The following is a 22,951-nucleotide window of genomic DNA, read 5'->3' on the forward strand; positions in this document are numbered from 1 at the left end:
AAATATTATGAGGGCCTGTTTTATTTATCTAAAACAGACCCTTTCTATTTATTCATTTATCAAGGTCTCTTGTATTAACTTGATCAAACTTCGAGCTACAGTTGTGAAAAAGACCACCATTTCGGCGGTCTTCCTCTCCCTGATATTAATCTCCCCGTCCTTTTACCCTGTAATGAACCTCTCCAGGTTCTTTGCAAAAGGTAATTCCGCTTCCCGGTTCGTAATAAAAGGTTTTTTTGCCTGAAGAGCGTTCATGGAAGGTGGTGTGCAGATAGGATGCTTGGTCCCTTTTGAAGGCGAGCTGTTTTTTGCTTAAGGACACAGGAAAGCAATGTCCATAGTTTGTGTGGACCAAGGTTTCTTTTTCGTTCATTTCCTCGAGGTCACTGATGTGGATGTAGGAAAACCAGACCCCTCCGCTTTTTCGGAATGAGCTTGATGAGAACCAGACCATTCCAAGCTGGGCGTTTATGCAGACTGGGAGCCTGTATTTTCCGCCAAGCACCGATTTGGCTCCTGCAAGCCCGCCATCAAGATCCAGTCCAAAATAATTTAGCGTATGATTTAGGATTTCCTGGCGAGGCTGTGCAACAAGGAACGTGTTCTCTCCTTCCACCACCATCGCCATCTCCACACCATTTGAATCGTAACGCTCCATCATTGCCACGGTTTCCATATTCATTAAATAGTTTTTTCGTATGATCATTCTATTCACTCCCCCATTTACTATTTAATTAAAAGGACTGAACATACAGACAGGTATACGCCTGCTTCCAGCTCTTAGGTGACCTTCTCCCTATGGATTCTTCTATTTTTCGTTCACATTTTCCTCACCTCCTATAAGTGCAAAGCCATCTTACTAGCCTATTGTTTTTGTCATTGGTTACCTGAAATAATCTTCGACTCCCTTTGTCAGTCGAAGATGTGTGAAAACAAGGCATCATCTTGTTTCCAGGAACAGCTGTTTTTTAAGTGGGTTGATTGCTTTCCGGAGGGGATTTCATGATGTTTGTGGTGTTGATAGGTCGTTTTAGAAATGGGCTTACGAGATGAATATTTTCTCATGAAGTGGGTAATACTCTTCCCTGAAGTTGTAACTTTCTTGTCTTAATATGCATTCCACTTCACCTATGCGACTATTATCCTATTTTTCTCTTTTTTTGTAAAACCTCTCCCTTTTTAACTAAATGACTAGCTTAATTGACCTACTCTTTAAGAACCGCCATCAGAAAGCGATAGTGATCGATTTCCTATGAAAACTGTTAGTCAGTTTCCACATATGGTTGTTAATTTGTGTCTATTTTTAGAAATAATAAGCAAAACCAATTTGAAAAGTGGGTAGAAAAGAAATTTCGGTGAACACAAAAAAGCCTACATTTTGATAGACTTTTTTATTGCCTTCTATTATCTTTTTTCGGTCTTCCGGATATATGTCTAAGAAATATGGCTTAGGTGGCATCAAAAATAACCAGATAATCCGCTGCGGATCATCTGGTTTATTGATAAAGAGTATGATAGTCTACCACTTAATATGTTGTTTCATAGGGTGTGGATCATTTTTAAGCAGGTATTGCTGTAAGGCTGGAAGGTCATCTGTGTTTACAAGATCTACTCCTGCTTTTAGCATCTCATCCCATACAGCTTCACGGTTTGGTAATGCTTCGTCTGGAGTTGCCCAGAATCGAACCATTTGACCGTTTGCATGCGCCGTTTTGACAATGTGATCCAGCTTTTCTTGTTCAGCTTGAGGCATCTTCCCTTCACCATTCCATGTAAAATGATTTGTCCAGTTGTCGCTGATTACAGGCATGAATTCATTAAATGCATCAGAATCCAATTCACTCATTCGTCCATCGAATGTGGCATAACGCACCTTCTGGTTTTCCATTAGCTCACGCGGACGGTTTCCTGAAATAATGACGGTAACAGCACCTTGGTTTACCTTTGACTTTGAGAATTTTGTAATCATTTTCTTGTATTCTGCCAGTTGTTTATCGATTTCTTCATATGTAGCTTTGTCCTCGGATTTAATATCGATCCAAAGTAAGAAATCCTGGTGACGACTTTTGTAAACAGAGCCTTTGTTTTGCTTCACTTTTTCTTTTAATGGATCTAAATAAAGGGACTTAAGTGTCCGCTCTGGTTTAACATTGATTTCATCATGGGCTACCAGTAATTCACCGTCTTTTAGCCAGACGTCCGCTTCTACACTTGTGAACCCATGATCCAGTGCATCATAGAGGGGACGTGCATGCTCATAGTCATTGTGTGCGTGCGCTTTTGCAAGCGGCACTATCACTTTCGGTTCCTTCTTAACCTGTTCAGCGGAAGCATTTGTTGATGAAAAGGGCATAGCAACAGCAACAGCTAAAGACATCGTTAGCCACCATTTATTCATTTTCATTTTCCTCCTCTTTATCATTTCACCTCTATCGTAGCTTTTTCTTTTAATAAAACAAGGGTATTTACAGAACCTTAACGGAATCAGAAAAAAGTGTTTACATCAAAAAACAAGCGTAACTGAAATGCTCAGTTACGCTTGTTTTTTGATGTTAATCTACGCCGATCTATATCATTCACTTCAGAGGATTTTATTGTTATTCCGCCATTTTTATTTCAATGGCCAAGTTACGTAAATAATCCAATAAGGGACGTACTTCCTGTGGAGCTGTCGTATCGGTAAATGAGAAGGACTGTTTCTTCTTTTCATCTGCTATATCCAGCTTGTATGAAAAAGAGTCCGCTCCCTGCGCTTTAACTCCAGCCATTTTACTTAGTTCAGCATGAGAAAGATTAGCTGACTTCACCAAATTTTTTAATTCCTCATACTTTTCCTTCGGTAATTCGTCTGTGTTTATCACAACATTCAAATCGAGGTTGGCCATTCCCCCTATGCAGCTAAATTGGATATGCATGTTAGATGAAGCCTCCTATTCATAAAAGATAACTACTCAGGCAATCCCACCGCTTTAAACGCATTTTCAATTGTTTTTATAGCGGTTTCAGGAACTTCTCCACTATCGACGAGTTTTTGTGCTGACTTGCTGACAATTTGGACGAATTGGTTGAAATTTGCCGTGGCAAATAAATTCTGCATCGCATTGAACCAGATCAACGCTGCTTTGTCGGTTCCGATCTCCATCGATACAAGATAAAACGCCTTGTTTGGTATACCGCTATTGATATGGACACCATGATTATCTCGATCACCTTTATAGTAGTTTCTCATATGATCAGGCTGTATATCTTTACCCATCAATTTATTGTCAAATGCCGTACCAGGTGCTTTCATAGAACGGAGAGCTTGTCCTTTTAGTGTTGGTCCCATTATATCAGCACCGATTAGCCAATCGGCATCTCCTGCTGTTTGCTTTAAATGAAATTGTTTGATGGCGATTCCAAACGCATCTGAAAGATGCTCATTCAATGCCCCAGACTGACCGTCATATTCCAATCCGCTTGTGAACTGCGTTACACCATGCGTAAGCTCGTGCCCAATGACATCGAGTGAATTGGCAAAATTGCTGAAAATAACCCCATCGCCGTCACCAAATACCATTTCATCTCCGTCCCAATAGGCATTTGTGAATTTATCGCCATAATGGACGTTCAGGATGAGATCAAGGCCTTGGTTATCAATGGAATTACGGTGCAGAACATCCTTGAAATAGTCACGCACAACCCCACTATAATCGTATGCAGTGTTAACCACAGGATCCGCACTTGATCGATCTCCTTCTTTTCTAACCTCATTCTGGCGGAGTTTGGTTTTTCCCTTGCAATCATAAACATGGCGGGCAGATTCACCATGGCGTCCTGGTCCTGCATCAGTTAAAGCGACAACACCGTCAATATCAAATTCCTTTAAGATTCTGCGCCTGCGCATTTGACTGCTTTTCGCTAAACTGATCCGTGCTGCTTCTATTTCATTTTGTGCCAAATTCTCTAAGATATAGTTAGGGACAATGAAACACTGGCACATCTTTTTTGAACAATCTTTTTTGTGCATATTTGCCACTCCTTCATGATTTTTTTTAAAACCATTAGTGTGCTTCGTTATTCAAGGGTGCAGCTTCTCTTAACGGCTTCCAGTCTTCAATGTAATTCATGGCAATATCTGTTCCGCAACATTTTAATCGCTGCTCTCCATCTATCTTTCCGTTCTATAGATTACTTTCGCCGCACTTGCCTCATTTCCCTTCATTCCATTCCGGCCCATCCCGCTTACCCCTTTTTTGGTTGGTACACAAATAATAGGGATGAGAATTTGGCTATGTCATGTAAACTTCATCTTTGTTTATGGGTTTATTCTGCTCGTGCTGCATATACTGAAATATTCATTAAAACAAGGGAGCTAAAACATATCTCATCCTTTTTTCCTCAGAACCTATTCTTTAAGGGAGGGCATAGCATTGGTAACTGCACAAGGTACTAGTTCAGTTAGTTTTCCATTCCCATCATTATGGGGCATCCATGCTTCTATAGCTGGCAGATCGATTATTTTTGGCACACTTGTCATTCAATCTATTACAAATAGCCGTGTAATTGGTACGGTTAATTTTCGTGGTTCACCTATTCCGATTAATGGATTTTGGAATGAAAACACCAAACAAATCACATTTGATTCACCTTTTGCCTCATTCTCTGGCAACTTAACCATCATTGATGATCCCCAAATTAGAATTCGGCATTTTATTCTGCAGGGACGTATACTTATGAAACCTCCCTCTCTACAAGCAGGCGAGTATGGAACGTGGATTGCCACGACTGATATAAGTCTGAATGAATATCCTATTAGTGGTAATACCTATACCGATCAATTGCCTCCTGTTGGAGCTTTTTTAACCTCGAATATTCTTCATCAACTGCCGAATCAAAATTTTTGAGGGTGTTCACTTGCGTAAGCTGTAGAGCAGAGCGTCTTCTATTAACTAAAAGAAGTCCCAAGTAGTTTACCTTCACTTGGGACTTCTTTTAGTCTTGTCACTGATTTTGTTCTATGCTATGTAGAATGCTCATACGAAGTCTAAATTACTTTTACACACTCGTTAAATCGCCTTCACTACCGTTTGTTTTTTATTTTTCCGTGTATGGCTCATTATCAATTTTTCAATATAATAAATGATAATGATAAATACAGACATGATGCCAAAATATGTAACGATAACGCCTAAAGCGTTCAAACTCTCGAAGTGACCCTTTTCCCCTCTGAATCCACCTTCTGAAAGGTTTGCTTTTTCAAATGGGCCATCGCCCTCTTCCAAGCCGCCTTCGGGAAGATTTCGTCTTTCTCCCCCTTTAAAGCCGCCTTCTGGCATTTGTGAAGAAGAAAGATTAAACACGCTCGCAACTCCTTGCACCTGCCTGATTAAATGTGTTGAGTACATTTGATAGCCCCCAAACACTAATAAGGCAACTGTTGCCACTCTTGCTAAAAACCCTAAGCTTGGTTTTGGAGTTTTGAAGTTAATTATATTTTTAAAAACATTTATTACCCATTTCCAATGTAATCCAACATGAGCTGCAACTAAAATAAGTGCTAAAAACGAAATCGATATATGAGAAATTTTAAACCATTGTTCATTTCCAACGTTGATATTCGGGAATACAACTCTTGAAATAAAAATACCACTGATCATAATAAAGGTCATTGTCATTAACAACATTACGTTTAAAAAGTAACCAAATTTTGTTGCAAGAGGCAGCTTGCAGTCAAATAATTTAATAGTGACTTTTTTTACCCATTGCCAATTGAGCAACACATGGGTGAAAAATAATACAGCAATAGCTAACCCGGCAATTTCGTGAAACGTTAATCCCCCTAATACTTGTTTATTAAAAAATAATACGAACGTAACGGCCATTAAAATATCTAAGCCAAGCTTAACATACATCATCTTTTTCATATTTTTTGTCCTCCTATTTGTTTCTCCAAGCTTTCTTATGTGTTAGGCGGCTACCCGTGGTGAAACTTATTATGAAGAGAATTGCTTAACTTTTTATTAAGGAGTGCCTAAAGCCAAGGAGAAACGATTTTTAAGTTGAAGAATTAATGGGAGGATTTTTATCTTGGAAGACAGTAACTACTAACAAACGGCGCGATTCTTTAATCAGGTTCCTGAATTGGCAAGTGCGTTCGTTCCAAGGGATGCAGGAATGAATGCCATTTTGTTCAAAAAGTTTAACAAAATGGCGTTCGTTCCAAGGGATGCAGGAATGAATGCCATTTTGTTCAAAAAGTTTAACAAAATGGCGTTCGTTCCAAGGGATGCAGGAATGAATGCCATTTTGTTCAAAAAGTTTAACAAAATTAAAAAGCCTCAACTCCTTAAAGGAATTGAGGCTTGTTCTAATAATGAACATTTGAGCAAGAAAGGAAATTAAATAATGCGAGTTGTGACGATGCCTGCGATTTGTTTGATTTTTTCTTCCAAACCAGGGATGATATCGCCATTTACTTCTCCGTCAATGTCGATGATCGTATACGCATATCCCCCACGGCTTCTGTTAACCATGTCAGCGATGTTCAAGTTAAAGCCGGATACAGCCAGTGTGATTTGTCCAACCATGTTCGGAACGTTTTCGTGGAACGTTGCCACACGACGGTTTCCTGTATAAGGAAGGGAAGTGTTTGGGAAATTCACAGAGTTCTTGATGTTCCCTGTTTCTAAAAAGTTCTTCAACTGACGAGCTGCCATGATGGCACAGTTTTCCTCTGATTCTAGCGTAGAGGCACCAAGATGCGGAATTGGAACGACATTTTTCATTTTCAACACATTTTCATTCGGGAAGTCTGTAATGAACTTTCCTACTTTTCCGCTTTCAAGTGCAGCTTCCATATCATTTTCATTCACTAGCTCGCCGCGTGAGAAATTCAAAATATGAACGCCTGGCTTCATGATGCTGAATGTTTCTTCGTTAAACATTCCTCTTGTGTCGTCTGTTAATGGCACGTGTACTGTAATATAATCAGATTCTGCAAACAATTGTTCAATCGTCATGGCGCGTTGTACATTGCGAGACAAGTTCCAAGCTGTATCAACAGAGATGAACGGGTCAAACCCAATGACGTCCATATCCAAATCCAGGGCATCATTCGCTACAAGTGCACCAATCGCACCTAAACCGATTACGCCAAGAGTTTTCCCCTTGATTTCTTTACCAACGAATTGTTTCTTTCCTGCTTCAACAAGTTTTGGAATTTGTTCTCCTTCGCCTTCCAGCGTCTTTGTCCAGGCCACACCTGCAAAAAGGTTACGAGATGAAGCCATTAATGACGTCAGTACCATTTCTTTTACAGCGTTTGCGTTAGCACCAGGTGTATTGAAAACAACAATCCCTTGCTCGGTGCATTTGTCGACCGGAATATTATTAACTCCCGCCCCTGCCCTTGCGATTGCTTTTAAATCAGTGCCGAATTCCATTGAATGCATATTAAAGCTGCGAAGAACGATCGCATCAGGGTTTTCACTGTCATTGTCGACGGTAAAATCGCCTTTGTTGAATACATTTAGCCCGCTTTCAGCAATATTATTTAAGGCCTTGATCGTTTTCACTTTTTCTAACGTTAATGTGCTCATTTTGTTTGCTCCTCTTAGATCATGATAGTTTTTAGATTTCAAAATATTAACAAGATTTTAAACCTATGAAAATCTGCATTCCTTTAAAACTTCACTATCTTCTGTAAATATACAGAAAGAGGCAAGGGATAAAATCCCTTACCTCTGCCCAGGCGAACGGCTACGACACTATGTGTTCCCTCACGGTTATCCGTGTTTCGCCAGTTGCACATAGTCTTTTCATTTATTTTATTTTATCAAATTATTCAGCAATCTTCAATATCAATTTAAAGGTTTATCTCATTTTTTAATTTCTTTCAATAAGGCAGAGCTGGACTAATAGAAAATCATTAAAGAATACAATGATAAGAGATAAATAGAATCCATTGTTCAACATCATGATTATACTCCTGTGAATCTTCCCTTGTTTGTTCGGGGCCCCTAGAGTCTGCACCTATTAATTATTAGTAATTTTCTAAACTACACGACTTTTACTCGTGAGTTTCACGCTTCTACTCGTGAATTGGGCGCTTTTACTTCTGAATTCGATCGTTTCTAGTGCGTTTCGTGCATATACTCGTGTATTTCGCGCTTTTACTCGTGAATTTCGTCCTTTTACTCGTGAGTTTCGTCCTTTTACTCGTGAGTTTGGCTCATTTACTCGTGAGTTTCACGCTTTTACTCGTGAATTCGTGCGTAACTCGTTAATTTGGTGCTTCATATTCCAATATCCTTCACCACCAGGTCTAATTGAGCTGCATGGATTAATTCAGTACAATTAGTAAATAAAAAAACTCCTATTATTTTATAGGAGCTCAGGTTGTTTCCTTTGGCATCATGCTGACTTTACGTCATTGATATCAAAAATAAAGACACAGTCCTTAGTGAAGGATTGTGCCTTTGAATTAGCTTTACTCTTGATTAAACCCGCTTTCATCCATGTAAAATACTTCCCAGGAATGTCCGTCGATATCCTTAAAACTCCAACCGTACATGAAGCCATGATCAATGGCTTCATTAAAAGGCTTTCCGCCAGCATCGAATGCTTTATTCACGATTTCATCCACTTCTTCCTTACTATTAACCGATAGGGCCACAATCGCTTCCGTACTCGTTGCTGTATCTGGGATTTCCTTTTTGGTAAACGATTTAAAATAATCTTCAACCAGTAACATGATATATATCGTCTCACTGATAACCACGCACGTTGCATTTTCATTGGTCATTTGCTCATTAAACTCAAAGCCAACCTTCGTGAAGAACTCTATTGAGGCATCCAAATCTTTAACAGGCAAGTTAACAAAAATCTTTTCTGCTTGAACTCCCATAAAATTCACCCTCGCTTGATTTATTTTACCTTCATTCACCTACTATTCGATGCATTTTATGAATATCCTGCTTGCATCAAAAAAGGAGAGACCGCAGCACCGCTTCCTTTTATGGCATTAAATATAAAAGATTCAGGAACAACACCGGATCTTAGTCGTTTCTCGCCAAGTGCTTGCCTGCATATTTTGCAGGTTTTACTTTATTCATTTTTAGAAGTTTCTAATTTTTTTGAAGGCACTAAACGTCTAATTGGGCACTTTTACTTCAAATAAACTTTCATAATCTCCGTTTCGTTTATATGTGCTTGGGTGATAGTTGTTTTTTCTAGCTTTTCAACGAGCTCGCCATTCGTGATGACAATCGGAGTTACAATGCTGGGAGCGTTAGATTTTAGAAATTCGATATCAAATGTAACGAGTTTGTCTCCTGCTTTTACACTTTGCCCTTCTGCGACATGGACTTCGAATCCCTCGCCTTTCAGGTTAACTGTTTCTAAGCCAATATGTATTAACAATTCGATGCCACTTTTTGTACGGAGGCCTAAGGCATGTTTAGTATGAAAAACCTGGACCACTTCTGCATCAAGAGGAGAGACAACCAAACCCTCCTCAGGAAGAATCGCTATTCCGTCCCCCATCATCTTCCCAGAAAACACTGGATCCGGAACATCCTCCATATTCATTACTTGTCCATTTATAGGAGCAAGCAGTTGTTCCACATTTTCTTTTTTACCGAATAATTTTTTGAACATACTATCCCAACCTTCCTGTTTCAGTCGATTTTATTAAGATGATTTCAAGCCCTATATGTACTAATCATTCCACACTAATTGTATCTGATTACAATTCTTCCTGTCCCATAGAATGAAAAACTGTTTCTATTATTCATTACAAAATGATTATCGAAAGAATTGAATGAAATCATTTTTTCTTTTTCAATTTGGCTTCTGCTTTCTTTTTTATGTTTTCATCCACTCTAAATGTAACGATCTCGCTTATTAATTCATAAGGAATAGGCTTATTTAGTGGAAACTGAACGGCCCCTTTTGAACTTTTATATTCAGATAAAGCATGTTGAAAAGCAGAGATTCCTCTAGGAGTTGGATAAAATCCTATATGGTTTTTATAGGCAGCAAAATGCACGAGGTTTCCATGTAAAGCAAACGTAGGCATTTGATAACTTATCTTTTCTTCCGCTTCCGGCACTGCATCTTTTATGACTTTCCTTAACGTCCTTAGTATCTCCTGAACCTCTTCGGGAAATCGTAGAATGTATTCATCAATCGTTTTAAACGTATTGGTTCCCTCCATGATTTCTCCTTTCATATATCCAGAATACTTAACCCATATTATAACATTGCCTTCTGCACTATCCTGCTACGTTACCCTTAAAAACACTTCTATTAAACAGAAATGCTCCATGAAATATATCTGTTCCTGCTATTAAACCCATCATAAGGAACGTTTAAAGCAGGCGAAATCATCGCCCATACTGAGAAAGATCAGCCATTTGTCAGAAGCATCAAAGCATGCTAGTGCACTACCTCTTTTTTATTAAACCTTACATACTTTTAAGCATCACTGACCATCTTAAAGAAGTATGCTAAAAAAATTTGGAGGTAATGATTTTGCAAAATGAAATGAATATGTCCAACACCCAACAATCAGAAAATATGATGCCAAATGTGAACCATGGTGGTCACGAAATATTTGATACTCACGAGGTCCTTGCAGGATTTATTAATGTTTTAGATCAGTATCAACTCTTTGACCAGCACATTAAAGACCAAGAGTTAAAAGCGATTCTTAACCATCAGTATACATTCATTACGGATGTATATAACATTGCCGTAGAAGCCTTCAGTCAAGGAAAAAAGCCATCGCACGTTTCCCAGCCCTACGAAATGAACCAGAAAAATGATGTTATATATGGGTTGTCACCCTCTCAGCCTAAAAAACCAAATCAATCTGTAAATGACATGAATGAACATGGCGTTTCAGGACATATGTTAGGTTTAATCAAGTCAACCGGATCACTGCTGGCCATGACTGCTGCTGAAATGACAAACCCAGTGCTTAGACGGGTCGTTGCTGACAGTGTCCCTAATTTTATTGAAATGGCCTATGAAATCTTCTTGTATCAAAACAAGCACCGCTATTACCAAGTACCCCAGCTGGCTCCACAGGATATGACACAAATGATTAAAAGTTTTGCCCCATCCACAAAAAATATAATAAATTAAAAGTCTCAGCTCTAATTAAAAAGCCGAGTTTTCCTTCGTAAATCAAGGATAACTCGGCTTTCATCAGGGAAATTCAACTCTAATTGGTGCTATTGAACCCCAGCCTCGAATGAGTCAACCATGATTGTACAACTAATTCATTTATCGCCGAAGGTCAGCCCTTTCGCGGCAAGTGCACGCCTAAGCTGCTCCATTGCTTTTGGCCCCATCCCGTGCAGCTGCAGGATTTCTGCTTCACTTAGCTGGGTGAACTGATCCAAATGCACATACCCCGCCCCCACCAGGGCCCGCCGTGCAGGTTTCGCTAATTCCGTCGGCAGATCGCTCTCGATATTTATCATGATTCATTCTCCTTATAAAAACAATATCCTACACACAGCATACTTTCTTTACAGATTTCTCTCTAAAATTGTTCCCTTTTATTGCTTTAGTATCATGTTTAAATACAGATATTTTTTTAGGCAGTTTCAATTTTCACCATTGTACTTGTCGTGCAAAGTGGTTCTTTTAGTTGTGGAACTTAATGGCGTACACCCCTTTTAAGAATATGGGCTTTATTTAATTACGTCCAAAATTTTTACTTATTAATGGCAATATCATTTCTTTGTGTAGTGGTTTATTTTTCTTACCGTTTGATCAGTATTTGGTCCTTGTAAACGCTTCCATCCCTTTCATGACACTTGCCAGAACCTCAATCGAGCTTGAAGCATTAAATGGGGCAATGTCCAAAGAATGATTGGCATCACGGACTTTATCCAGACTTATCGTCTTCTTCATTTCAATCATTTGAATTTTACCAGGAATATAATGAGGATCTTTTTCTCCTATAACGATATGTGTTGAATGATCGCTTCTCAATATCCCTTCTAAAATGGAATCGAACTTTAATAGTGGCGTAAGCAAAATCATTTTCGATTGGTAGTACCTTTCACTTTTCATAAATCCATTTACCATGGGTATCGTACCAAGTGATTTGCCTAAAAACAAAGTTTCTTGATATTCGTTTTTTTGAAATACTTCCGTAATGATCGGAGTACAATCATTAACCATAACTTTAGTGATATCCACCAATGGATGCTTGAATATATCCTGCTCGTAAGAATAATGAACATGCACGACATCAAACTGATTTTGAAGCATGAGCATTGTCGAATAATAAAATAACGGTTTCTCATATGTGTAACCTGCACCGGAAAACATAAAACAAATGGCAGGACTCCCGTTTTCAATATGTGTGTATGCAACTTCTTTTTCATTGCTATTAATTATTTTCCTTCGGTTAACCTGCATGATCGCTCCCCAATCTAGCGTTTACTCTATATATTCATTGGCTGCCCGCTGCATTCCTCCTTGATTGATAGTATTTAGATGTATCGTTCCTCGCCGGAAAAATGTATACTTTAGTTATTGTCCTATTTTTTGGAAAAACACAGAGTTGAATTTGGCGTTTTTTAAATCCAGCCTTAAAGGAGAGTGTGTAATGAAAATCAAAGTGCTATGTTTCATTCTTGTCCTGCTAGTCACTGGTTCCATGAGCAAGATTCATGCAAGTGCAAACGGTCATAATGTGAAAGAATTGCAAATTGGGGAATCCTTCGATGGTGTGGATGGCACGATGATCATCCAAAACTTAAAAAATGATAAAGTCTATGTCTATAACAAAAATAGAAGTAAAGTACGTTTTACTCCAGAATCGACATTTAAAGTGGCGAATGCATTAATCGGCTTACAGACAAAAGCGGTGAGCGATGAATATGAAGTGAAGCGCTGGGATGGCGTAATCAGGGAATTTGAAGATTGGAATAGAGATCATACACTGGCTTCAGGCATGAGGTATTCAGTGATCTGGTATTATCAAGCAATGGCCCGCGATATTAGGGTGGAAAACATGCAGCACTATGTGAATCTGCTCGATTACGGCAATCGTAATATCTCCGGTGGGATCGATCAGTTCTGGCTGGATAGCTCTATAAAAATATCTGCACAGGAACAAGTCCAATTCATCGAAAACCTTGTAGAGGAAAAACTGCCTATCGATAAGCAGCATATGAGAACGGTTAAGAGAATCATGATCAACGAAGAAGCTGACTCATATGTCCTCCATGGAAAAACCGGTACACGCCTTTCCGATATGGGGTTGGGCTGGTATGTGGGTTACATCGAAACGAACAAAGGGAAATGGGCCTTCGCAACGAACATGGACGGCAGCGGGAGCAAAGCCAAGACGATTACGCTTGATGCCCTGAAAGAGTTGGATATCATAAAAGAATAATAGTTCACGCATGCTCTTCATACTTGGGCATGCGTTTTTTTTATATGAACCTACAAATCTAAAATCATGTCACAGTATGTATGCACCATCGCTTTTTGCTATCATCAGTTTCCACATATCTCATGAAAAAGGTGGTTTTATACTCTACGTGCATTGAAAGGTAGATAGCCTCGCTATTGCTTGCTCTGGAGCCTTTATTTGGATTGTCCAATCAAAAAAGAGAAAATTCTCATCTAATTTAGTATTTAGAGTAATATTGTAATTAATTGTTAGATGGTCAACATATGATGACCAAGCCATGCAGGACATGTTAATAGAAAAAGAATTTAATGTACTAATATTAATTCCCTCGGATGATGCAACAAGTATTTCTGAATTAGAATGGAACCTAGAAAACGTTTGTGTTTTAGAGGTTCCTAACCGAATTTGGGATGAGGACATTTGGAATCATGCTTTTAGTGGCATACAATTAAATTAACTTCTGTCAGGATTAATCCCTGAGCAAACCATGCTAATATGTTAATGATTTCATTTTGGATGATTTTAGTTAATTTCTTAGGTTTTTCATCGAGCCTAAAATAATCAACGCTTTTTTGCTTCTTTCTTTTTTTCGTACATTTAGCAAATCATCTTGTTAAAGTAGGAATCGTTTTATTTAGGCTATCATAAATCAAGTTATCCCCCTTGAATTAAATAAAAGAGGTTGAAAAGAAAGGCATCTGCCAAAAGCAGATGCCTTATCTTCTTGACAGGGATCATGTTAATCCTATCTCCCGTTTTCTTTTCTGCTTTATTGCCTTAGACTTTGGAACTTGCCGGGAGAGTGCGGCACATTCAGCAAATGAAAACTGTTTACACCCTTTACAACGGTTCTCATCCAGCTTGGATAAAGCTTTATTAATGGCATCACCCGTACTGGTAAAGAATTGTTCCTTACCTACCAGTTCAATAAATCCAGTTTTTAAAAACATTTCTTTAGGTTCGGGTTGAATCCCGGAAATCAACACTTGTAGATTGTGGAACTTGAATTGCTTCACGATGTCGGTTAGAAGTGCTTCACCAGAAGTGTCAATAAATGGCACATTTCTCATTCTTAATAGAAGGACTTTTGGTTTAGAACGCATTATTTCCTCGATTTCTTCTTGCAGCCTTTCAATTGTACCAAAGAATAAAGGTCCTTCTATCGTATATATGTTAATTTGCGGACAGCTTGAACCTTGTTGCACCATTTCTGGTTTAACTAGTTTATCGGCCGGATCTGGTAATACCTTTGATAATTTCAATGTACCGCTCATCAGTTTAACGAACGATAGAATGGCTAATAGTAATCCGATTCCGACACCTGTTGTCAGGTCAATCAATACGGTTAACACGAAGGTAACGATTAAAACGACCGAATCCATGGTTTTTGCTTTTAAGATATGCGAAAATTCTTTGCGTTCGCTCATGTTCCATGCGACAAACATAAGAATGGGGGCCATACTGGCCAGTGGAATCGCCGAAGCATAAGGAGCCAAACTGACTAACACCAGCAAAACCACCAGCCCATGAATCACACCTGATATAGGGGAAACTGCACCGTTTTTAATATTCGTTGCGGTACGGGCGATGGCACCTGTAGCCGGAATGCCTCCAAATAAAGGCGTAATCATATTGGTCAATCCTTGCCCCATCAGCTCTTTATTGCTGTTATGTTTACTGTTGGTCATTCCGTCTGCCACTACTGCGGACAATAGTGATTCAATTCCTCCAAGCATGGCAATGACCAAAGCAGCCGGCAGGAGTTCAATTACTAGGCCGCCAGTGATCTGGGGAAACTGAAAATGGGGCAATGCATTAGGAATGGCGCCATAAGCCGATCCAATTGTCGCTACCTGACCAGGAAAGAATAAGCTGGCTACCAGAGTTGATACAATCAATCCTAGCAATGCCCCGGGGATTTTCGGTAAATATTTTGGAGTTAATATGACGAGAGTTAAACTTATGATAGCTACCAGTACACTATAAACATTCACTGTATTGAAGTTCAATAAGATTTCTTTCATATTTAAAAGAAAGGCTTCTTCTTTTTTTAAGTTACTGAGTCCAAAGAAATTGGCAATCTGCCCAGAGAAGATTATCACAGCAATTCCAGCAGTAAAGCCGATGGTAACTGGACGGGGTATAAACTTGATGAATCTTCCCAGTTTGAAGACACCTAAAAGGAAAATCATGATACCTGCCAAGAAACCGGCGATTAACAGTTTTTCATATCCGTACTGCATGACCACCCCGAACAGGACCGGGACAAAGGCTCCAGTCGGGCCTGCAATTTGATATTTGGAGCCTCCAAAAAGGGAGACCATAATTCCGGCAATAATTGATGTGTACAGTCCGTATTCCGGTCTTACTCCAGAAGCAATGGCAAAGGCCATCGCTAAAGGAATCGCTACAATCCCAACTACCACCCCGGCAACCAGGTCTTTCTGAAAATGGCCTAAGTTATATCCTTCAAGCCTGCTAGAACCCATCATTTTATCGCTCCTTCTTTTATTGAATATGTATTTCGTTTTTGCTGACAATTTTGCTATATCCATCTATGATTCGATCCAATTTACCCGTCTCGGGATGGATGACCATACCGTGAACGGCAATGGATTCCGGTAATAATGGGTGATTCTCGATCAAACGGACACTATTTGTTACACTCTCCTCAACGCATTGAAAGCCCGACAGCCACTTTGATAAATCAATACCAGAGTTTGTAAGGACATCAATTTGCTCCTGACTGACTTTCTTTCTTCTGCTTTGCGGCATCTAGAAGTGAAGATGATTGAAGCCCCACCATACCGCATCCGTGATGTCCGATCACACACACTTCCTCCACTTTTAGCTCATAAATAGCGACAAGGATACTGCGCATAATGCTGCCAAAAGGATGAGAAACTAAAGCTCCAGCATTTTTAATGATTTTCGCATCTCCATTTCTTAACCCCATCGCCTTTGGAAGCAATTCCAACAGACGGGTATCCATGCATGTTATGATGACGATCTTTTTATCTGGATACTTTGTCGTTTGAAACTCTTTAAATTTGTTTTGATCGACAAACGTCTTGTTGTAATCCAGAATGCTAGAAATAATTGACATTACTTATTCTCCTTTCACGTGTAAATGTTCTATGTACAATAATCCAGATGCCTTCCAACACTTATTTGGCTCTGCTTTATCATTTGGTGCTTTATTCCATGTTAAAGATATTAAATTAGAGTTAAATGATAGATGGATTAGAAATTAGTGAGAATTATTACAGTTTCTTCTCTTTTTTTTTGCATTTTTCTTACTCAACGAAGCAAAAAAGGGTGATGCATATTAAACTATGCATCACCCTTTTTTATGCTTTGTTCCATTTACGTCTTGATTTATTCAGGTCCATCCTCTTCATCCTCTTCATCATCTTCCCATGTGATTGTTTTTACTTCTTTTGTGTAACCATCCACTTGGACGACTGCGTCTCGATCGTCCTCTAATTCAACCTCGACCAAATAATAGGGTGTCTGATCTGAGGGTTGATAAAATTCTGTATCGTCACCTGTTCCTCTTACATGTTTTTCCGCAATCTCAATTGCTTCTTTTTCTGTAATGATACTATCTGCCACCATAGTTGAGTCAATAATAGTTCCTGTATATGGGTCGAGTATTAATGTGATTTTTTCGTTATTCTTATTTACAACTACTTTATAATAGGAGTTGTTTTTCTCCTGCACGAAGTCAATTTGTTCCAGATCACCCTGTTTTGAAATACGTGCCTTTATTTCTTTTTGGGTCAGTTGCTTTTGGGGTGTTTTTTCCGTCGTTTCTTCAGCTGCATGAACTATGGCTTCTTTTTTTATAGAACGAACTTCACCGCTTTTCGCATCCATCCTAATTTGATATACCCCGGTTTCAAGCTGCATTTCAATCTGATATTCTTCACCTTCAGTTTTCGTTGTCTTTATAATGGTTCCAGGATATTTATCCTTTGCTGTCTGGTTCACTTCTTCTTTCGTCAAGATTTCCGCGGATAATGATGGAGCGCACCATTGAAACCCGACGAATAAAAGCAGACCAAAAACGAGAGTCAATCCAGCTGTTATCAGCACTTTTCTAATCTTCATCGTATCCCCCATCCAACGTCATTCTGGCTTAATCAAATAATAGAGTAACGATCGTTCCCCTGCCTTCAAGACTATCCATTTCAATCCGAACATCAATTGCATCAGCAATTTCCTTTGCCATGGAAAGCCCCAATCCCGATCCACCTTGCTTTCGGCTTCTTGCTTTATCTACACGATAAAAGCGATCGAACACTTTTGGCAATTCAGCCTTTGGGATGCCATCCCCTCTGTCCTCGATGCGTATATAAGCTTCATTACTTGTTTGTCCTATGTAGACTGAGATATGCTCGTCACTATACTTTCTTGCATTGTCTAAAAAAATAAACAAAAGCTGTTTTAACTTTTGAACGTCCGTTACTGCTTCAATTGCATCGTTACTATAAATCTCCATTGATCGATTGTACGCATTTTTATACACTTTCGCTAACTCTGCAATGATATCGTTCAGATTAATGTTTTCCTTCTCTATATTCCATTTTTCCTGATGCTTTGCAAGCAGGAGCATTTGCTCTGTCATCTCTCTCATTCTAATGGCTTCAGAATGAATGGCCTCTATTGATTCATCAAACAAATCAGGACGCTCCAACCCTTTTCTCTTCAAAAGACTTGCATAGCTTTCAATGACAGTTAGCGGTGTTTTTAATTCATGTGAAGCATTTGATACGAATTGCTCCTGTTTTTCGAAGTTAGCTTGTAGCAAATCGATCATGTGATTAAAGGTTTTTCCCATTTCCACAAGTTCATCTTTTGATTTTTCCTCAAGGCTAAGTCGCTTAAATTGACCGCTTGTTTGGATCTCCTTCATCGTATCAATCATCGATCGAATCGGACGGGCGATGAAGTTACTAAGAATAGTGCTTGATATCAGAACAGGTATCATCGCAATGACCGTTACAGCGATTAACACGATGCGCAGAACAGCGAGCATTTCTTCTGTTGCGGTAATGCTTTTGGTGATTTGAAGATTAACTACACTTCCATCCACCCAAACAATCGGGTTTGAAACGAATACATACTTATTCTGATGATAAGTGATGATTTCGCTCTTCTCACCGGGGTAAAAGCCACTATTTCGATTGCTTAATAGTTTTTCAGAATTGGATGTAACAACTGTTCCTTTTGGTTGACCCTCTTTTACTATACCAATCATGCCATCAATAGGCAGATAAGCTCGAAGTAAATCATTTGGCGATATATTATTGACATTTTTACTAACATCAAAGGCAATTTTCTCTGTCTCCGCTTTCGCACGATTAAGTTCATTCACCATTATCAGATTACTGAAAACAAAATAAATGGAAACATTCATCAAAAGAAGCAGGAAAATGAATAACACCGCTGTATATAAATTTATTTTCTTCCGCAGTCTCATTTTGCTTCCTTCATGACGTAGCCAACGCCTCTTACAGTATGAATAAGCGGCGTATCAAAGCCATAGTCGAGCTTTTTGCGAACATACCGGATATACACATCCACCACGTTTGTTTCTCCATAGAAATCATACCCCCAAACCGCTTCCAGAATCTGATCCCGGTTTAGCACTTGACGCTTATTCTTCAGTAAATAAAGAAGTAAATCATACTCTTTTGGCGTTAGTTCAATTTCACTTTCACCCCTAATGACTTCGCGTGTTTTGACATTCACCTTTAAATCTGCAGTATTGAGCCACCCATCGTCTTCATCTTCCATTGAAGATGCTACAGTCCGCATTCTTAAAACCGCACGAATACGGGCAAGCAATTCTTCAATTTGGAAAGGTTTAGTGATGTAGTCATTCGCGCCGAGATCAAGACCGGAAACTTTATCTTCAACCGAGCCCTTTGCAGTTAACAGGATGACAGGGGTGAAATTGTTTTTCATACGAATTTTCCGAAGCAGCTCGATCCCACTTATGCCTGGAAGCATCACATCCAATAAGATCAAATCCCAACTTCTTGATCGATACGCTTCAAGGGCTTCATTTCCGTCCATTGCCTTTCCGATTTGGTAGCCTTCGATTTCAAGTTCCAATTCAAGCAGTCTTAAGATTTTTTCTTCGTCTTCTACGATTAGTATTGATTCTTTATCCATTTGGAAGACCTCCTTTTGTGTGGGACTGTCCCCATTTATGTGTCATTCCTTTTCAATAATGTTTTGGATTAATGCCTGCTCATTCAATAAGAAAAAGGCTGCCTCAGCAACCTAGAGCATCTGTCAGTTGAGTAGGTTAGGTTATTAAAGAAACCATTCACCTTGAGCAATTTTCACTACTTTACCTCCTACATGAACGTCGATTCCCCCGTTAACATCACCTGCTTTTAAAAACAATAAAGATGGTCTTTCGATTTCGCATCCTTGTTCTACCCGAATGTCTATTTGACCTTTTTCAAAATACCGGTATTTAACTAAGTAAGCAGCTAAACATCCATTAGAACTGCCAGTGGCTGCATCTTCGGGGATACCATAATAGTCCGCAAAGTCTCGAACATTCAAATCATTTTTCGAATCATAGGTCTCTGGAGAAAAAACCATAATGGCTTTTGCATCCATATGTTCAATTAACTCAAAATATTTTTCTCTATTAATCTTTACTTTTTTAACTGCTTCCAATGATTTTAATGGGACAACAAGCACTGGAAGTCCCGTCGAAACTTCTTGAATCGGAAATCTATCATCTATGTTTTCTTTATGTATATGTAAAACTTCAGAAATTTTATCTGTATCTAAAATCGTGCCAAAAGTTGGTTCATTTTGTTTCATCCATAGTAGCTCTTCTTGATTATTGAATGAAACCTTTATCTGACCACCTTTAAAGTTTAAAATAAGGTTATCCAATGGTTCCTCTAATACTTCGTTTTGAATGATATATGCAGTTCCTAAAGTCGGATGTCCAGCAAAAGGAACCTCTTCATTAGGCGTAAAAATCCGAACATCATAGCCGCCATCATTTTTTGAATCAGACAAGATAAAGGTGGTTTCGGAAAAATTAATTTCTTTGGCTATTTGTTGCATTTCATTATCCGGGATATTTCCAGCGTTTTTAAAAACCGCTAGTTGATTTCCTGTATATTTTCCATTAGAAAACACATCAACAATTGAATAATTAACCCTCTCCATTAACTTCCCCTCGTTTACTTTTTAGTTATTTTAACGAATGTACAAATTATTGCATGTAAAATTTTAAAAATAAAGACGCTATTTACCCAGTTAGCTCCATAAAAAAAAAGAGCTGTCAGAGCAACTCTCATGTTAAAAGCCCTATTTACTTTAAGGTTTATTCCGCCCCTTATGTCAGAAAGGATCTTCTTATATGTCATCACCTATATTTTTCTCAGTAAATATAAGAGATATGGAGTGCCTATTAGAGCAGCGACAAGTCAAGAAGGAATTTCTTTAGGGGCTAAAACAAGTCTTCCTATAAAATCAGCTGAAGTTAAAAGGATTCCTCCAAGAAAAAGGCTGACCGGAATAACCTTTTTATGTTCAAATCCAACCATTCTCCTAGCTGCATGAAGTGGGAATAACGCCTTTAAGTGCAATACGGGATATGCAGTGAAGGTGGATTCCATAATGGAATGATTGAAGTAGATACGGAAGAAAATAAGGGGACAAAAATTACACGCTGTTTGAAGTACCACAAATGTTGCCGCATGAGGGATAACATCTGCCTCGTTGTTTGCATAAGAAAAAGGCTGCCTTAGCAACCTTCCTAAAAGGATTTAACACCCGTCAGTTCAACAAGAAACCTAAAAAGCTGGCGGAGTCACCGAAAAAAGTATCACAGCATTTTCAGTAAAATTATTTTCCCACTTATGCTTCATATAGCCTGGTATTTTGACACTATCACCAGTTTCTAATATGTATTCTTCATCATCTAAAAACACTTTAATTTTCCCCTCTAATACATAAGCAACTTCTTCTCCTTTGTGTTCCAAAAGTTTCTCAGACGATGATATGTTAGGAGGAACATTCATAATAGCAGTTGCCAGTGTTCCAGTAAAATCAGGTGACACTAACTCATACGATAGGTTTTCAACAACCATTTTCTTTCGCTCATTTGACCTAACAACTAAATCTTCGGTATTTGTTTCTTCAAGTAAAAAACTAAAGGTAGGAACATCAAGGGCTTTAGCTAATACCTTTAGAGTTTGAATTGAAGGGTTAGCCAACCCCCGTTCTATTTGACTTAACATTGAAGGGGTTATTTCAGCTAATCTTGCTAATTCTCTACTGTTCAAACCTTTCGCTGTTCTGTATTTCTCAACTTTTTTACCAATATCTATGTTTTCCATCAACAAAACTCCTTAAAGATAAAATTAAAAATTATTTAATATTATTAAATATAAATAAACAACTAATCAAGCTTATGTGTTAAACTCTATTTAACATTTATTAAATTACATTTTATCATATGGTTTTTTACAAGTCAGTAAGGAGTGGAGACAGTGAATGATTTCTTTACATTTTTAGTCCTTTCTTTATTTGTTGTAATGAGCCCAGGTATCGATACAGCACTAATTACCAAAAGGACCATTTCAGATGGAAGAAAAGATGGATATAGATTGGCTATAGGTTTGTCAACTGGTTCTTTAGTTCATACATTTGCTGCTGCCTTTGGGATTTCAACGATTTTGATGCAATCTGCTGTTGTTTTTGAAATCGTTAAATATGTTGGTGCTTTCTACTTGATATACCTCGGATTATCTTCTTTTATCAAAAGGACAAAGAAGGACGTTACTCATGTTGAAAATCTAAATAATTCTGAAATGAAGAAGTCAGCATTTAAACAAGGACTCTTCTCTAATGTACTAAATCCTAAGGTTGCCATGTTTTTCTTAACCTTTTTACCCCAATTTGTGAAAACAGGAGAAAACGCAACTCAACAACTTATTATGATGGGTGTGATTTATACAGGGCTATCCATCGCTTGGTTTTTTGTTTACGTATACTTAATTAACTCTTTGCGTGTATGGCTTATGTCTATGAAAGTGCAGAGGATAATGGATAAAGCAACAGGTATTGTCTTAATTGGGTTTGGATTAAAGTTAGCCTTGGATAAGCAACATTAAGACAATAAAAAAACATTGGGATTATAGCCCAATGCTTTTTTATCTTGATGAACTACCCTGGCCCCGTTAGTTAAAGAAGCATTGTTCAATCTCCTTAATCAACTTTATTGTCATTCGACACTTGATCAGGATTTAGAATCCCAGTATGTAAAGAAGATATCAGCACCTCCCCCTTTTGCTAATTGGCGTCATATGGCTATGGCTTACGCCATTAGTTTAATAAGAAAAGAGCTGCCTTAATGAAGTGAACCCAAAAAGTTAGACACTTTATTTAATTAGGCAGCCTTGAGGGCATGAATCCGGTAATCTACCGGGCTCATGCCTTTTAATTTTACCTTGATTCGTTGATGATTGTAGTAATGGATAT

The 22,951-nt window shown here is 38.5% G+C and carries 25 protein-coding genes, 1 pseudogene and 1 riboswitch; of the genes and pseudogenes, 5 read left to right on the forward strand and 21 right to left on the reverse strand.

Going from position 1 to position 22,951, the window contains the following annotated elements; translation table 11 throughout:
* Positions 1–145: 145 nt before the first annotated feature.
* The 4 genes from LQ203_RS18620 to LQ203_RS18635 form a co-directional block, all read right to left on the reverse strand.
* Positions 146–706: a competence protein ComK gene (locus tag LQ203_RS18620; protein WP_230160142.1), complete on the reverse strand. Its 561-nt coding sequence runs from the start codon at positions 704–706 to the stop codon at positions 146–148.
* A gap of 813 nt (positions 707–1,519) precedes the next feature.
* Positions 1,520–2,398 carry a phosphatidylinositol-specific phospholipase C/glycerophosphodiester phosphodiesterase family protein gene (locus LQ203_RS18625; protein ID WP_230160144.1) on the reverse strand — a complete coding sequence of 293 codons (879 nt, stop codon included), beginning with the start codon at positions 2,396–2,398 and terminating at the stop codon, positions 1,520–1,522.
* Positions 2,399–2,597: 199 nt separating this feature from the next.
* Positions 2,598–2,915 carry a protealysin inhibitor emfourin gene (locus LQ203_RS18630; protein WP_230160146.1) on the reverse strand — a complete coding sequence of 106 codons (318 nt, stop codon included), beginning with the start codon at positions 2,913–2,915 and terminating at the stop codon, positions 2,598–2,600.
* A gap of 32 nt (positions 2,916–2,947) precedes the next feature.
* On the reverse strand, positions 2,948–4,009 hold the full coding sequence (locus LQ203_RS18635; protein WP_230160148.1) for a M4 family metallopeptidase: 1,062 nt from the start codon (positions 4,007–4,009) through the stop codon (positions 2,948–2,950).
* A 403-nt stretch (positions 4,010–4,412) separates the two neighbouring features.
* Here LQ203_RS18635 and LQ203_RS18640 point away from each other — a divergent pair, with 403 nt between their 5' ends.
* A complete protein-coding gene (locus LQ203_RS18640) occupies positions 4,413–4,886 on the forward strand; it encodes a hypothetical protein (protein WP_230160150.1) in 474 nt (157 codons plus the stop codon).
* 162 nt (positions 4,887–5,048) lie between these two features.
* Here the strand turns inward: LQ203_RS18640 and LQ203_RS18645 are convergent, their stop codons facing one another.
* The 3 genes from LQ203_RS18645 to LQ203_RS18655 all read right to left on the reverse strand — a co-directional run bounded on the left by LQ203_RS18645 (position 5,049) and on the right by LQ203_RS18655 (position 7,580).
* Positions 5,049–5,906 (reverse strand): DUF4405 domain-containing protein, encoded by an 858-nt coding sequence (locus LQ203_RS18645; protein ID WP_230160152.1) that lies wholly within the window; start codon positions 5,904–5,906, stop codon positions 5,049–5,051.
* 204 nt (positions 5,907–6,110) lie between these two features.
* A complete protein-coding gene (locus LQ203_RS18650; protein WP_230160154.1) occupies positions 6,111–6,308 on the reverse strand; it encodes a hypothetical protein in 198 nt (65 codons plus the stop codon).
* A gap of 72 nt (positions 6,309–6,380) precedes the next feature.
* Positions 6,381–7,580 (reverse strand): phosphoglycerate dehydrogenase, encoded by a 1,200-nt coding sequence (locus LQ203_RS18655; RefSeq protein ID WP_230160156.1) that lies wholly within the window; start codon positions 7,578–7,580, stop codon positions 6,381–6,383.
* A 139-nt stretch (positions 7,581–7,719) separates the two neighbouring features.
* A riboswitch (ZMP/ZTP riboswitch) is annotated at positions 7,720–7,798 on the reverse strand.
* Positions 7,799–8,056: 258 nt separating this feature from the next.
* Here LQ203_RS18655 and LQ203_RS18660 point away from each other — a divergent pair.
* The gene (locus tag LQ203_RS18660) at positions 8,057–8,341 is read left to right on the forward strand and encodes a hypothetical protein (protein ID WP_230160157.1); all 285 of its coding nucleotides are present in this window, start codon (positions 8,057–8,059) and stop codon (positions 8,339–8,341) included.
* A gap of 129 nt (positions 8,342–8,470) precedes the next feature.
* Here LQ203_RS18660 and LQ203_RS18665 read toward each other — a convergent pair whose 3' ends face one another.
* The 3 genes from LQ203_RS18665 to LQ203_RS18675 form a co-directional block, all read right to left on the reverse strand.
* Positions 8,471–8,887, reverse strand: coding sequence for a VOC family protein (locus tag LQ203_RS18665; protein ID WP_230160159.1), 417 nt, complete (start codon positions 8,885–8,887; stop codon positions 8,471–8,473).
* 260 nt (positions 8,888–9,147) lie between these two features.
* Positions 9,148–9,639, reverse strand: a complete 492-nt coding sequence (locus tag LQ203_RS18670) for a PTS glucose transporter subunit IIA (RefSeq protein ID WP_230160161.1) — start codon at positions 9,637–9,639, stop codon at positions 9,148–9,150.
* A gap of 169 nt (positions 9,640–9,808) precedes the next feature.
* A complete protein-coding gene (locus tag LQ203_RS18675; protein ID WP_230160163.1) occupies positions 9,809–10,198 on the reverse strand; it encodes a DUF1801 domain-containing protein in 390 nt (129 codons plus the stop codon).
* A gap of 329 nt (positions 10,199–10,527) precedes the next feature.
* Between LQ203_RS18675 and LQ203_RS18680 the strand changes: the two genes are divergently transcribed.
* A complete protein-coding gene (locus LQ203_RS18680) occupies positions 10,528–11,130 on the forward strand; it encodes a spore coat protein (protein ID WP_230160197.1) in 603 nt (200 codons plus the stop codon).
* A gap of 137 nt (positions 11,131–11,267) precedes the next feature.
* Here LQ203_RS18680 and LQ203_RS18685 read toward each other — a convergent pair whose 3' ends face one another.
* Both LQ203_RS18685 and LQ203_RS18690 read right to left on the reverse strand, forming a co-directional pair.
* Positions 11,268–11,471 (reverse strand): DNA-binding protein, encoded by a 204-nt coding sequence (locus LQ203_RS18685; protein ID WP_230160165.1) that lies wholly within the window; start codon positions 11,469–11,471, stop codon positions 11,268–11,270.
* Between the two features lie 295 nt (positions 11,472–11,766).
* The gene (locus LQ203_RS18690; protein ID WP_230160167.1) at positions 11,767–12,420 is read right to left on the reverse strand and encodes an alpha/beta hydrolase; all 654 of its coding nucleotides are present in this window, start codon (positions 12,418–12,420) and stop codon (positions 11,767–11,769) included.
* Positions 12,421–12,610: 190 nt separating this feature from the next.
* On the opposite strand from LQ203_RS18690, the gene blaOXA reads away from it, so the two are divergent.
* Positions 12,611–13,402, forward strand: a complete 792-nt coding sequence (blaOXA, locus tag LQ203_RS18695) for a class D beta-lactamase (RefSeq protein WP_230160169.1) — start codon at positions 12,611–12,613, stop codon at positions 13,400–13,402.
* A gap of 755 nt (positions 13,403–14,157) precedes the next feature.
* Here the strand turns inward: blaOXA and sulP are convergent.
* From sulP to LQ203_RS18735, 8 genes and pseudogenes are all read right to left on the reverse strand, one after another.
* Complete coding sequence (gene sulP / locus LQ203_RS18700) at positions 14,158–15,915, reverse strand: sulfate permease (RefSeq protein ID WP_230160170.1); 1,758 nt, start codon at positions 15,913–15,915, stop codon at positions 14,158–14,160.
* A gap of 16 nt (positions 15,916–15,931) precedes the next feature.
* Positions 15,932–16,529: pseudogene (locus tag LQ203_RS18705) on the reverse strand (carbonic anhydrase).
* Between the two features lie 272 nt (positions 16,530–16,801).
* Positions 16,802–17,536, reverse strand: a complete 735-nt coding sequence (locus LQ203_RS18710; protein ID WP_230160172.1) for a PepSY domain-containing protein — start codon at positions 17,534–17,536, stop codon at positions 16,802–16,804.
* A 28-nt stretch (positions 17,537–17,564) separates the two neighbouring features.
* Positions 17,565–18,908 (reverse strand): HAMP domain-containing sensor histidine kinase, encoded by a 1,344-nt coding sequence (locus LQ203_RS18715; RefSeq protein ID WP_230160174.1) that lies wholly within the window; start codon positions 18,906–18,908, stop codon positions 17,565–17,567.
* Positions 18,905–19,606 (reverse strand): response regulator transcription factor, encoded by a 702-nt coding sequence (locus tag LQ203_RS18720; RefSeq protein WP_230160176.1) that lies wholly within the window; start codon positions 19,604–19,606, stop codon positions 18,905–18,907. Before LQ203_RS18720 ends, LQ203_RS18715 begins: the two co-directional genes overlap by 4 nt.
* Positions 19,607–19,750: 144 nt before the next feature.
* Complete coding sequence (locus tag LQ203_RS18725; protein ID WP_230160177.1) at positions 19,751–20,632, reverse strand: PhzF family phenazine biosynthesis protein; 882 nt, start codon at positions 20,630–20,632, stop codon at positions 19,751–19,753.
* Between the two features lie 260 nt (positions 20,633–20,892).
* The gene (locus LQ203_RS27555; protein ID WP_290370616.1) at positions 20,893–21,084 is read right to left on the reverse strand and encodes an iron chelate uptake ABC transporter family permease subunit; all 192 of its coding nucleotides are present in this window, start codon (positions 21,082–21,084) and stop codon (positions 20,893–20,895) included.
* Positions 21,085–21,261: 177 nt separating this feature from the next.
* A complete protein-coding gene (locus LQ203_RS18735) occupies positions 21,262–21,807 on the reverse strand; it encodes an XRE family transcriptional regulator (protein WP_230160182.1) in 546 nt (181 codons plus the stop codon).
* 153 nt (positions 21,808–21,960) lie between these two features.
* Between LQ203_RS18735 and LQ203_RS18740 the strand changes: the two genes are divergently transcribed.
* Complete coding sequence (locus tag LQ203_RS18740; RefSeq protein ID WP_230160184.1) at positions 21,961–22,584, forward strand: LysE family translocator; 624 nt, start codon at positions 21,961–21,963, stop codon at positions 22,582–22,584.
* Between the two features lie 275 nt (positions 22,585–22,859).
* Here LQ203_RS18740 and LQ203_RS18745 read toward each other — a convergent pair.
* The coding region (locus LQ203_RS18745) for an IS3 family transposase (RefSeq protein WP_230156708.1) at positions 22,860–22,951 on the reverse strand (92 nt) is incomplete at its 5' end.

It is taken from the genome of Peribacillus sp. Bi96 (assembly GCF_918698115.1).
Lineage (GTDB): Bacteria > Bacillota > Bacilli > Bacillales > DSM-1321 > Peribacillus.

What these genes read in the sequence shown, in the direction of transcription:
- LQ203_RS18635 (WP_230160148.1), bottom strand. Translation starts at nt 4,009, where the DNA reads ATGCACAAAAAAGATTGTTCAAAAAAGATGTGCCAGTGTTTCATTGTC.
- LQ203_RS27555 (WP_290370616.1), bottom strand. Translation starts at nt 21,084, where the DNA reads ATGGAATCCACCTTCACTGCATATCCCGTATTGCACTTAAAGGCGTTA.
- LQ203_RS18625 (WP_230160144.1), bottom strand. Translation starts at nt 2,398, where the DNA reads ATGAATAAATGGTGGCTAACGATGTCTTTAGCTGTTGCTGTTGCTATG.
- LQ203_RS18670 (WP_230160161.1), bottom strand. Translation starts at nt 9,639, where the DNA reads ATGTTCAAAAAATTATTCGGTAAAAAAGAAAATGTGGAACAACTGCTT.
- LQ203_RS18630 (WP_230160146.1), bottom strand. Translation starts at nt 2,915, where the DNA reads ATGCATATCCAATTTAGCTGCATAGGGGGAATGGCCAACCTCGATTTG.
- LQ203_RS18645 (WP_230160152.1), bottom strand. Translation starts at nt 5,906, where the DNA reads ATGAAAAAGATGATGTATGTTAAGCTTGGCTTAGATATTTTAATGGCC.
- sulP (WP_230160170.1), bottom strand. Translation starts at nt 15,915, where the DNA reads ATGATGGGTTCTAGCAGGCTTGAAGGATATAACTTAGGCCATTTTCAG.
- LQ203_RS18725 (WP_230160177.1), bottom strand. Translation starts at nt 20,632, where the DNA reads ATGGAGAGGGTTAATTATTCAATTGTTGATGTGTTTTCTAATGGAAAA.
- LQ203_RS18735 (WP_230160182.1), bottom strand. Translation starts at nt 21,807, where the DNA reads ATGGAAAACATAGATATTGGTAAAAAAGTTGAGAAATACAGAACAGCG.
- LQ203_RS18690 (WP_230160167.1), bottom strand. Translation starts at nt 12,420, where the DNA reads ATGCAGGTTAACCGAAGGAAAATAATTAATAGCAATGAAAAAGAAGTT.
- LQ203_RS18620 (WP_230160142.1), bottom strand. Translation starts at nt 706, where the DNA reads ATGATCATACGAAAAAACTATTTAATGAATATGGAAACCGTGGCAATG.
- blaOXA (WP_230160169.1), top strand. Translation starts at nt 12,611, where the DNA reads ATGAAAATCAAAGTGCTATGTTTCATTCTTGTCCTGCTAGTCACTGGT.
- LQ203_RS18680 (WP_230160197.1), top strand. Translation starts at nt 10,528, where the DNA reads ATGAATATGTCCAACACCCAACAATCAGAAAATATGATGCCAAATGTG.
- LQ203_RS18720 (WP_230160176.1), bottom strand. Translation starts at nt 19,606, where the DNA reads ATGGATAAAGAATCAATACTAATCGTAGAAGACGAAGAAAAAATCTTA.
- LQ203_RS18715 (WP_230160174.1), bottom strand. Translation starts at nt 18,908, where the DNA reads ATGAGACTGCGGAAGAAAATAAATTTATATACAGCGGTGTTATTCATT.
- LQ203_RS18675 (WP_230160163.1), bottom strand. Translation starts at nt 10,198, where the DNA reads ATGGAGGGAACCAATACGTTTAAAACGATTGATGAATACATTCTACGA.
- LQ203_RS18665 (WP_230160159.1), bottom strand. Translation starts at nt 8,887, where the DNA reads ATGGGAGTTCAAGCAGAAAAGATTTTTGTTAACTTGCCTGTTAAAGAT.
- LQ203_RS18655 (WP_230160156.1), bottom strand. Translation starts at nt 7,580, where the DNA reads ATGAGCACATTAACGTTAGAAAAAGTGAAAACGATCAAGGCCTTAAAT.
- LQ203_RS18685 (WP_230160165.1), bottom strand. Translation starts at nt 11,471, where the DNA reads ATGATAAATATCGAGAGCGATCTGCCGACGGAATTAGCGAAACCTGCA.
- LQ203_RS18710 (WP_230160172.1), bottom strand. Translation starts at nt 17,536, where the DNA reads ATGAAGATTAGAAAAGTGCTGATAACAGCTGGATTGACTCTCGTTTTT.